This is a genomic window from Pseudoalteromonas sp. R3 (assembly GCF_004014715.1).
Taxonomy (GTDB): domain Bacteria; phylum Pseudomonadota; class Gammaproteobacteria; order Enterobacterales; family Alteromonadaceae; genus Pseudoalteromonas.
Map to the genome: position 1 here is coordinate 449,896 of NZ_CP034835.1, position 10,287 is coordinate 460,182.

The following is a 10,287-nucleotide window of genomic DNA, read 5'->3' on the forward strand; positions in this document are numbered from 1 at the left end:
TAGCATCGTGGCAAAACCCTTGCTATAATCCGCGGCCTGCCACGTTGCGTTACTATTGCCCTCGTCGGCTTAGCCACTGACTTGAGCGGCAAAAAAGTCTTAAACTCGAAGGGGTTAAAGCACCAAAAAGTAGAGCGGTAGTCATTCGGACTACCTGTGGTTTTAACTGAAAACTTTGGATTTTTATAATGAAAACGTTTGTTGCTAAACCAGAAACTGTAAAACGTGACTGGTACGTAGTTGACGCTGAAGGTAAAACTTTAGGTCGCATTGCTACTGAAATCGCTTCTCGCCTACGCGGTAAGCATAAAGCTGAGTACACTCCACATGTTGATACTGGTGATTACATCATCGTTATCAATGCTGAGAAAGTTACTGTAACTGGTAACAAAGCTCAGGACAAAATGTACTATGCACACTCTGGTTACCCAGGTGGCCTTAAATCTGTAAACTTCGAAAAACTTCAAGCTAAAAAGCCTGAAATGATCATCGAAAAAGCAGTTAAAGGCATGTTACCTCGCGGTCCTCTAGGTCGTGAAATGTTCCGTAAACTAAAAGTTTACGCTGGTAACGAGCATAACCACGCGGCTCAACAGCCTCAGGTTCTAGACATTTAAGGAGCACTACTCATGGCAAATCAATACTACGGTACAGGTCGTCGTAAAAGTTCAAGTGCTCGCGTATTCCTACGCCCAGGCACTGGCAACATCGTAATTAATCAGCGTTCTATCGAAGAGTACTTCGGTCGTGAAACTTCTCGCATGGTTGTTCGTCAGCCTCTAGAGCTAGTTGAAATGACAGAAAAGTTTGACCTATACATCACTGTTGCAGGTGGTGGTTCAACTGGTCAAGCTGGTGCTATCCGTCACGGTATCACTCGTGCGCTAATGGAGTTTGACGAGTCACTACGTCCTTCTCTACGTAAAGCTGGCTTTGTTACTCGCGACGCTCGTCAAGTTGAGCGTAAGAAAGTTGGTCTTAAGAAAGCACGTAAGAAGACTCAGTTCTCAAAACGTTAATTTATTACGTTTCAGAATTGCAAAAACCCAGCCTCGTGCTGGGTTTTTTGTTTTCAGGCGACTCAAATCTCGGTGTTTTTTGCTGTCTCTTTTCTTTGAGTTTGCAACATACATTCTCTCGACCTGCTTTATGGTCAAAAAAGTTCAATAATTATAATAATTAGTCGAGTTCGGACGATATCTCGGCGCATTTTTTTGCTACAATTGCGGGGCAAGTAATGAGTCGCGAAAACACTGGTTAAATTTTGATAGCTCACCAGCAGAGCTTGATCTTAGTCAGTGAAAGGTCGCGTATGACGTTTTACCATAGTAAATCGGCTTCATGCTCGAAGTAACCAATCCCCTAATATTCGTGGGTTTATTCGGGCATGGTGCTGGAATAACCTTGTTTTAATCAAGGGATTTATTTATGATCGCGTCTATTTTGTAGTTTCTTAAAATTAACCTGCTGTAACTGATGTTCTCAATATAGCAAGTGTTGAGAATCATAGTGGAGATAAGTGGATGAGCAATGCGCCTGTAGACAACAGCCGACGTCGCTTCTTAACTATCGCTACCTCTGTCGTAGGTGGCGTTGGTGCGGTTGGAGCTGCTGTTCCTTTTATTGCGTCTTGGAATCCGAGTGAGCGAGCTAAATCTGCAGGTGCGCCTGTAGAAGTAGACATCAGCAAGCTTGAGCCTGGACAATTGATTCGTGTTGAGTGGCGAGGCAAACCTGTATGGGTTGTTTATCGTACGCCTGCGATGTTGGATGAAATGAAAAAACACGAAGGTAACCTTCGTGATCCTAACTCAGAAGAGCCACAACAGCTCGACTCTGCCAAAAACTCTCACCGTTCTAAGCGTCCTGAGATTTTTGTCGCAGTCGGTATTTGTACTCACTTAGGTTGTTCTCCGTCATTCCTCAATGGTGGTTTTGGTGAAAAGGTTGAAGGTACTGAACACGGTTTCTTCTGTCCTTGTCACGGTTCTAAGTTCGATATGGCCGGCCGGGTATTCCAGGCTGTACCAGCTCCGTTGAACCTGGAGATCCCGCCTTATACCTTTATTGACGACACTACCATTTTGGTAGGTGAAGAAGAAGGGGTTGCATAATGACTGCGAAGGTTGATAAACCAGGCGCAATCGGCGCTGTGATGAACTGGATTGACGATCGTATTCCTATGACGCGTGTCTGGAATATGCATATCGCGCAATACCCAGCACCTAAAAACTTTAACTTCTGGTACCTGTTTGGCTCGCTTGCCATTTTGGTATTGGTTAACCAGATCCTGACTGGTATCTGGCTGACAATGAACTATGTTCCTTCAGGCGAAGGCGCATTTGCTTCAATTGAATACATCATGCGTGATGTAGAGTACGGTTGGTTACTTCGTTATTTGCATTCGACCGGTGCGTCGGCATTCTTCATCGTGGTTTATTTGCACATGTTCCGTGGCATGATCTATGGCTCTTATCAGAAGCCGCGTGAACTGCTGTGGGTATTCGGTATGCTGATCTTCCTGGCACTGATGGCTGAAGCTTTCATGGGCTACTTACTTCCTTGGGGTCAGATGTCATTCTGGGGTGCGCAGGTAATCATTTCACTGTTTGGTGCTATTCCGGTGATTGGTGATGACCTGACGCTGTGGATCCGTGGTGACTACGTAATCTCTGGAGCAACCCTGAACCGTTTCTTTGCATTGCACGTAATTGCATTGCCTCTGGTACTGGTTATTCTGGTATTCCTGCACATTGTTGCGCTACACGAAGTGGGTTCAAACAACCCAGACGGTATCGACATCAAACGTAAGAAAGGCACTGTTGCTGAAGAAGACAAGCCTAAATTTAAGTTCCATGAGTACTACACGAGTAAGAAAGACATCGTTGATGCGATCCCTTTCCACCCGTATTACACCGTTAAAGACATTCTGGGTGTAGCTGGCTTCTTAATCCTGTTCTGTTGGGTGGTATTCTTTATGCCTGAAATGAACGGTTTCTTCTTAGAAGCGCCTAACTTTGAAGCGGCTAACCCGCTGAAAACACCTGAGCACATTTTCCCGGTTTGGTACTTCACACCTTTCTACGCCATCTTGCGTGCAATCCCAGACAAGTTGATGGGTGTTATTGCGATGGGCGTGTCTATCGTGATGCTGGCACTGCTGCCTTGGTTAGACCGTGGTAAGGTTCGTTCAATCCGCTACCGTAGTGGTATCCACAAGCTGAACATTGCTCAGTTCGTTGTTACCTTCTTCATTCTGGGTTGGGCTGGTGCAACACCACAAACTGTGACTTCAACAATCTTGTCACAGATTTGTACCGTAACCTACTTCATGTTCTTCGTATTGCTGTTTATCTACTCGAAGAATGAAACGACTAAGCCATTGCCTACGAGGTTGACGAAATGATGAAAAAGCTACTGATTGGTTTATTCGCATTGCTGCCTACCTTTGCAATGGCAGCAGGTCCGTCGGTTCCTTTACTGGAAGCAAACCATGACCTGACTGATAATGCGTCTTTGCAACGCGGTGCTAAGTTGTTCATGAACTACTGTCTGGGTTGTCACCAGATGCAGTATCAGCGTTATGAGCGTACGTTCCGTGACATCGGTATCCCAGTTGAGATTGGTAAAGAAACCCTGATTTTTGATGACTCAAAAGTTGGTGGTCACATTCTTAACGCAATGGACACTGATGACGCTGCAAAATGGTTTGGTGCTGCGCCACCAGATCTGACTTTGGTTGCACGTGTACGTGGTGCTGACTGGGTATACACTTACCTGAAGTCGTTCTACGTTGACGAAAGCCGTCCGTTTGGTGTAAATAACTCAGTGTTCCCGCTGGTTGGTATGCCACACGTTCTGCAGGAGTTGCAAGGTGTGCCTACTGCAGAGTTTGAAGAAGTAGAAGAGCACGGCGTAAAAGTTCAGAAAGTGAAAAGCATCACAACTGATGGCTCAGGTGAGCTAAGCGCGGATGAGTATGATCAGGCGGTTCGTGACCTGACTAACTTCCTTGCTTATGTTGGTGAGCCTTCACGCCTTCAATCAGAAGCGATGGGTATTAAAGTACTTGGCTTCCTGGTTATCTTCTTCATTCTGGCATTCCTGCTGAAGAAAGAATACTGGAGAGATGTCCATTAATCTGGACACTTACCAGCAATTGATGCAATAGGGGCTTAAGCCCCTATTGCTGTTTTTATCGATTTTATTACATAAAATTGGTATTAAAGTGATGTTATTACTTTGTCATTAATTTATGGAGGTAGGCATGGCCGTTGCTGCCAATAAGCGCCCTGTTATGACTCTTTTCTCCGGTGCAAACTGTATGTACAGCCATCAGGTTCGTATCGTATTGGCCGAGAAAGGGGTAAGTGTCGATATTCATCTGGCCGAAAAGGACAACTTGCCAGAGGCACTACATGAGATTAACCCTTATGGTACAGTTCCCACTCTGATCGACAGAGAGTTAGGTCTGTATCAGGCAAATATCATAATGGAATACTTAGATGAGCGTTTCCCTCATCCTCCATTAATGCCTGTCTACCCTGTTATGCGTGGTCGCAGTCGCCTGATGATGCACCGTATTGAAACTGACTGGTACAGTCTGGCAGATAAAATTGCACAAGGCGGAGCTGATGCTGAGCAGGCGCGTAAAGAGCTGACAGAAGCGTTACTTGCGATTGCACCTATCTTCAGTGAAGCGCCTTACTTCATGAGTGAAGAGTTCAGTCTGGTTGATTGCTACCTCGCTCCACTGTTGTGGCGTTTACCCCAGCTTGGCATTGACTTGTCAGGTGCAGGTGCAAAAGAGCTGAAGGAATACATGCTGCGTTTGTTTGAGCGCGATTCATTCCAGGCTTCATTGACCGAAGCTGAGCGAGAGATCCGCAGCTAATGACTTCAAATCGCCCCTACCTATTACGTGCTTTCTATGACTGGATTGTCGATAACCAGTGTACACCGCATATTGTGGTCGATGCTGAGTATCCGGCGGTTGAAGTGCCACGTCAGTTTGTTCAGCAGGGGCAGATTGTGCTGAATGTGAGCCCTTCAGCAGCTGCTAACTTTTTAATGGACAACGATGCACTGAGCTTCAATGCGCGTTTCTCTGGCCAGCCCATGCAGGTATATGTACCGATTAGCGCAGTACTGGCCATCTATGCGCGTGAGAATGGTGAAGGTACGATCTTCTCCGAACCGGATCTGCCACAAGATGACGAGGTTTCAGAAGAACATGCTCAGACTCACGAAGCGATGACTGAGGATCCTGTTGAAGCCCCTTCAACAGAGAAAGAAACGTCTGAAAAGACGAAAAAGCCCTCGCATTTGAGAGTGATTAAGTAGCACGTCAAACAACAAAAAAACCTGCCCGCTGGCAGGTTTTTTTATGCCTATTATAAGATTTCGAAGGCTTTAACAACTTTTAGTACGCCATGAACATTGCGTGCGATTTCAACAGCGCGATTTGCTTCATCCTGATTAACCAGGCCCATCAAAAATACCTCACTGTTCTCTGTCACCACCTTAATATTGCCACCATCTATGTGGTCATCGGCAATCAATTTGGTTTTGACTTTAGTAGTCAGCCAGCTGTCGTTAGTTTGTGTGGTAATACCTATATTGCTACCGATCCTTAGCTGGTTGTATATGCGTTTAATGCCCTGAACGCTCTGCAGGGTATTGTGTGCCTGCTGTTTCATTTCTGTGGTGCTCACCTGGCCCACCATCAGCACATGGCCGTTGACACTCACCAAGCTGATATTGGCGTGGTTTGCCAGGGCTGGAATGCGCTTTAGCGCCAGTGTTCCTTTAATTTCGATATTGTTATCATCAATTTGTGAACCCAGTGTCCGTCTGTCATTGGCCGAAGTCACGGCGCCAGCCGTTCCCGCAACCACTGCGGCGGCACAGCCCTGGATCAGCAGAACTGAGCAAAGTATCAGTGCAGGTCGTTTTAACATCTTTTATGCGTCCTGTGGAAAGAGAATATTGTCGATTAACTGGCTCAGACAGTGTACGGTAAACAAGTGAGTTTCCAGAATGCGGCTGGCCCGTTTGCTCGGTACACGTATCTCTACATCATTTGGGCCGAGCAGACCAGTCAGTTCGCCACCATCATCCCCAATCAAGGCGATGACATTCAGATCATTCGTCAAGGCTGCTTCCACGGCGCTGATCACGCTTTTTTCGTGCCCATCGATAGCAACCACAAAAAGCAGGTCATTTTGATTAGAAATGGCACGAACCTGACGAGCAAAATAGTCATAGCCCTGGCTTTCTTCTGTGTTGCTGAGGTTGATTTGTGTCTGGCTCAGCGTGAGTGCTGGCAGGCAAGGACGTTCAGTTTCAAAGTAATTGATCAGCAGGTTACTAAAGTGATCGGCAATCATGTGGCAACTTGGCACACCACAACAGATCAGTTTATTGCCGTTGATCAGGCATTGTGCAATGGCATAAGCCGTTGACTCTAATACTTCAGGCAGCGCTTCACCTGCGGCAATTTGTGCCTGAATGCTTTCGGTAAAGATCTCTTTTATTGATTCTTGCATACTAAGTAATATTTCTAATCCATTGGATATCTGGGTTGTTATCGCCTTGAATTGCTACAAAGTCTATTCGCAAAGGGACATTGTGCAACGCAGATTGTTGCAGGTAATTATATATACTGCGACGTAATTTTTGTAACTTACTTTGACTCAAAGCCTGCAGCGCACCACCAAAACCACCACCTCGGCGAAATTTTACCTCAATAAAGACCCAGGTATCACCGTCTTTCATGATCAGGTCGATTTCGCCATATCGGCAGAGGTAATTGCGAGTTATGCTCTTAAGACCTTGCTTATTTAAGAAAGTTTCAGCAACCCTTTCATAGTGTTGGCCTTTTTCTCGGCTGTGATTGAATAGGTTGCCAAACATAACTTATTGCTGTGCCTGGTAGTCGTCATACAGCTGTTTCATAAACAGCGGAGTCGGTGCCCTCTGATCCAGACTGACCAGCCTGATCTGTTTCTTGTGATATTGCGCCCAGCTCAATTGACGACTAATCCGGTTTGCCTCTTTGATAGTGAGTGAGCCGGTCAGACCGTCAAACTCTTTACCTGGGATTTTGCTCAGCTGTTTAACTTCTGGGATCAAATTGAGCGCATCATAGGCCATGGCGAACAGGCGTTGTTCAATGTCCGATTGTTCAGGCCACAACTGAGTATGTTGTTCGCGTAAGCTTTGCGACTTCACCGCGCCTGGCAACATCCACGGGACTTCAGTGAAGAATAACCCGTCGAGATCCCCTTTATCTGTTTTGTCTATCTGTTTGCTATAGCTACGTGAGCTGGCATACAGGGGGATGCGATCGGCAAAGGTACTGACATTTACGTCTAAGTATGGCTTAAGCAAACGGGTTTCGATGGCATCACCCAGGATGTAGATGGCATCTATATCTCGACGCGAGCGCGTTTCGCTTTCCAGTTCGCGCCTGAACATGCGTTTGATCGTCGCAATCCGTTGCTTTGAGCTGTCAACTTCGAGTAGCTGGCGAACCACTTGTGCCATGTTTTCACTGTCCGAGTAAAATCCGACTTCAGGCTGGGTCTCACTGTATCTTTGCCATTGTGTCTCAAAATGATTGATCAAGCGTTTACCAGACGCTGTGTCGGGTGCCAGCAGCATCGGTTTTTGATAGCCTTTGGCCAGAAAGTGCACCATTGCTTGTTCTACTTCGTGTTCTGGATCCAGAGCAAAGTAATAGTGGTTGGGGTTGTCTGGCTGTGTTTCAGCATCAAGCGTATTAAGGAACAGGGCCGGTGTTGTAGTCAAATAGGTACTGGCTGTGAGCCTCTCAACATTACTTTTCAGTAACGGGCCAATCACGAAATCGGCCTGGCTCTGTTGCAGTTCCCTGTCTATTTGTGCCACATCCAGCGTTTCATCAATAAAGAAGATTTCTTCAACACGGTTATTGTCCATGGCGGCTAAAAAACCATTCTTCAGGGCTCTGCCAAGGCGCTCACTGTTTCCCGAGGCAGGTAATAAAACAGCGAGCCGAGTGACTTCGTATGGAGCCAGGTCCAGTGTGGCTTTCACTTCAGTCGGAATAATCTCGCTACCCGGGTGATTGGTATAGCGACGTTGCCAGTTATTCAGCGCCTGATGGAGCTGCACCGTCGAGCCCAGATAGATTTGATGATATTTGGCCAGTTTAACCCAGCCTTGTTGTACGACCGTTCCGCGGTCAAATCTTTCTAGCGCGTATGAAGACAGCTGTTGTAGTGCCTGCCAGATATCCTGATTCAGACCAGCAATGTTTAACTGATGTTTGTTGGCCAGATCTGCACTGTTGAAGTAATGCACCAGCGCTTTTTTGGGTAGCTGTTGAGCGGCGTACACGCTGCCCATTAAATACTGATGCCAGGCCTGATGTTCAGGCAGTTTCAATTTGCTTTCTAAGGTTTGCAATAAGGCCAGCGCACTGCTGTATTTTTGCTGTTGCTGTCGGGCCAATGCGGTATAAAGCTTGTTTTGTACATGATCGACGCTGGCCTTGCTTTCGAGTTCACTACAGGCTTTTTCCAGAATGGGCCAGTTTTGCTCGTCAATGGCAGCCTGTCTTGCCAGATACAGCAACTGAATTTTACTTGCGCCTTGTTTACGACTGGCTTTATCAAACAACCCCTGAGCATCCAGTTGTTCGGCCGGTGCAGTGGTGATTGTCGCTAATGTCTGTTGGTCTGGTGTTGATGCCGTTTTAGGGGTTGTGCCGCAGGCCGATAACCCCGACAATACCGCAATCACTAGACTTATATTTTTCAGTCGCACTCGCAAACCTTTACTCATACCTTTTGTTTGTGGATATCTTACTGACTGACCCTGGAGAGCTCAATGACAAATGCCGAAATCTCAGACAAAATTGGCACCCTGTATATCGTTGCCACACCCATAGGCAATTTAGAAGACATCAGTGAACGTGCGCTGAAAGTGCTGGCAGAGGTCGACTTGGTCGCTGCCGAAGACACTCGTCACACAGGTAAATTATTGAGCCACTTCAGCATAAAAGCAAAAACCTTTGCGTTGCATGACCACAACGAAAAACAAAAGGCGCAGCAGATCCTAACCTGGCTGGAGCAGGGCATGGACATCGCACTGGTATCCGATGCCGGCACGCCGCTTATTAGCGACCCAGGCTATGCGGTGGTGAACTTATGTCGTGAAGCGGGTGCTCAGGTCACACCTGTGCCGGGCGCCTGTGCCGCAATTGCCGCGGTAAGCTGCTCAGGGTTACCCACCGACCGCTTTCAGTTTATCGGTTTTACACCTGCTAAAAGTCAGGCCCGTCAGAGCTTTTTTAAAGAGGCGCATGAGTCCGGCATCACCAGCATTATGTACGAAAGCACCCACCGTATTATGGCTAGCCTGGCTGACTTGCAAACAGCACTGGGTGAGCAGCAGCAGGTAGTGTTCGCCAAAGAGCTGACCAAAACCTATGAAACCTTTTTCAGTGGGCCTGTCAGTGAGCTGATCGCGTTTCTTGAAAACGAACCTGAGCGTCAGCGGGGCGAGCTGGTACTGATGCTGCCGGGCAAAACCCAGGTCAGCAGCGAAATGACGCCTGAAGCGAAACAGCTGATAGGTCTGCTTGAAGGAGAAATGCCGCTGAAAAAAGCCTGTGGTATTGCTGCTGAGTACTTCGGATTGAAGAAAAACGCCCTGTATAAAGCCATCATCGCCGAGCGTGAAGGGGAATAAACGCAAATTAATGCTGCGTTTTACGCTAAAGGTGCGTATAATCGCCCGCCTGAGTCAGCCGGATAATCGCTGCCTGTGACGAAAATGATCAGGGGGAGGAAAGTCCGGGCTCCATTGGGCAGGGTGCCAGCTAACGGCTGGGGGGCGTGAGCCTACGACAAGTGCAGCAGAGAGAAGACCGCCTAAGTTCTTCGGAACCGGTAAGGGTGAAAGGGTGCGGTAAGAGCGCACCGGGCCACTGGTAACAGTTGGTTGCAAGGTAAACTCCACCCGGAGCAAGACCAAATAGGGTTCCTTATGGTGTGGCCCGCATCGGAACCGGGTAGGTTGCTCGAGCTTGGGAGCGATCCCAAGCCTAGACGAATGATTATCGATCTCCTTCGGGAGAGAACAGAACCCGGCTTACAGGCTGACTCACCCTTTTTACATTAGCAAACGCTTGTGCATGCAAGCGTTTACTAACCTACTTTTAAAGCCTATCTCGTATTTTCACGCCTTAGCTACGCAAAACGTTACATGACAAATGTGCTTGTATATATCTCATCGTTT

General features: G+C 47.2%; 12 protein-coding genes and 1 other RNA gene. 9 read left to right on the plus strand and 4 right to left on the minus strand.

Going from position 1 to position 10,287, the window contains the following annotated elements; genetic code table 11:
• Positions 1 to 188: 188 nt before the first annotated feature.
• The 7 genes from rplM (at position 189) to ELR70_RS06975 (ending at position 5,343) form a co-directional block, all read left to right on the plus strand.
• Positions 189 to 617 (plus strand): 50S ribosomal protein L13, encoded by a 429-nt coding sequence (gene rplM, locus ELR70_RS06945; RefSeq protein ID WP_010386604.1) that lies wholly within the window; start codon positions 189 to 191, stop codon positions 615 to 617.
• 12 nt (positions 618 to 629) lie between these two features.
• Positions 630 to 1,019: a 30S ribosomal protein S9 gene (rpsI, locus tag ELR70_RS06950; RefSeq protein WP_010386602.1), complete on the plus strand. Its 390-nt coding sequence runs from the start codon at positions 630 to 632 to the stop codon at positions 1,017 to 1,019.
• Between the two features lie 504 nt (positions 1,020 to 1,523).
• Positions 1,524 to 2,114 (plus strand): ubiquinol-cytochrome c reductase iron-sulfur subunit, encoded by a 591-nt coding sequence (petA, locus tag ELR70_RS06955; RefSeq protein ID WP_054014295.1) that lies wholly within the window; start codon positions 1,524 to 1,526, stop codon positions 2,112 to 2,114.
• Positions 2,114 to 3,406 (plus strand): cytochrome b N-terminal domain-containing protein, encoded by a 1,293-nt coding sequence (locus ELR70_RS06960; protein WP_054014296.1) that lies wholly within the window; start codon positions 2,114 to 2,116, stop codon positions 3,404 to 3,406. Before petA ends, ELR70_RS06960 begins: the two co-directional genes overlap by 1 nt.
• On the plus strand, positions 3,403 to 4,140 hold the full coding sequence (locus ELR70_RS06965; RefSeq protein WP_054014297.1) for a cytochrome c1: 738 nt from the start codon (positions 3,403 to 3,405) through the stop codon (positions 4,138 to 4,140). The genes ELR70_RS06960 and ELR70_RS06965 overlap by 4 nt, the downstream gene beginning before the upstream one ends.
• Positions 4,141 to 4,267: 127 nt before the next feature.
• Entirely contained in the window at positions 4,268 to 4,894 is a 627-nt protein-coding gene (gene sspA, locus ELR70_RS06970) for a stringent starvation protein SspA (protein WP_054014298.1), read from the plus strand.
• Positions 4,894 to 5,343, plus strand: a complete 450-nt coding sequence (locus tag ELR70_RS06975) for a ClpXP protease specificity-enhancing factor (RefSeq protein WP_054014299.1) — start codon at positions 4,894 to 4,896, stop codon at positions 5,341 to 5,343. The genes sspA and ELR70_RS06975 overlap by 1 nt, the downstream gene beginning before the upstream one ends.
• A gap of 50 nt (positions 5,344 to 5,393) precedes the next feature.
• Here ELR70_RS06975 and dolP read toward each other — a convergent pair whose 3' ends face one another.
• Genes dolP through ELR70_RS06995 form a run of 4 tightly spaced genes read right to left on the minus strand, consistent with a single transcriptional unit; the run spans position 5,394 to position 8,811 of the window.
• Positions 5,394 to 5,960 (minus strand): division/outer membrane stress-associated lipid-binding lipoprotein, encoded by a 567-nt coding sequence (gene dolP / locus ELR70_RS06980; protein WP_054014300.1) that lies wholly within the window; start codon positions 5,958 to 5,960, stop codon positions 5,394 to 5,396.
• A gap of 3 nt (positions 5,961 to 5,963) precedes the next feature.
• Entirely contained in the window at positions 5,964 to 6,548 is a 585-nt protein-coding gene (locus tag ELR70_RS06985) for an SIS domain-containing protein (RefSeq protein WP_054014301.1), read from the minus strand.
• Position 6,549: 1 nt separating this feature from the next.
• On the minus strand, positions 6,550 to 6,915 hold the full coding sequence (locus ELR70_RS06990; RefSeq protein WP_054014302.1) for a YraN family protein: 366 nt from the start codon (positions 6,913 to 6,915) through the stop codon (positions 6,550 to 6,552).
• A gap of 3 nt (positions 6,916 to 6,918) precedes the next feature.
• Positions 6,919 to 8,811, minus strand: a complete 1,893-nt coding sequence (locus tag ELR70_RS06995; RefSeq protein ID WP_054014634.1) for a penicillin-binding protein activator — start codon at positions 8,809 to 8,811, stop codon at positions 6,919 to 6,921.
• A 63-nt stretch (positions 8,812 to 8,874) separates the two neighbouring features.
• Here ELR70_RS06995 and rsmI point away from each other — a divergent pair, with 63 nt between their 5' ends.
• Both rsmI and rnpB read left to right on the plus strand, forming a co-directional pair.
• Positions 8,875 to 9,738 carry a 16S rRNA (cytidine(1402)-2'-O)-methyltransferase gene (rsmI, locus tag ELR70_RS07000; protein WP_054014303.1) on the plus strand — a complete coding sequence of 288 codons (864 nt, stop codon included), beginning with the start codon at positions 8,875 to 8,877 and terminating at the stop codon, positions 9,736 to 9,738.
• 50 nt (positions 9,739 to 9,788) lie between these two features.
• Positions 9,789 to 10,159: RNase P RNA component class A (gene rnpB / locus ELR70_RS07005), an RNA gene on the plus strand.
• Positions 10,160 to 10,287: the final 128 nt, after the last annotated feature.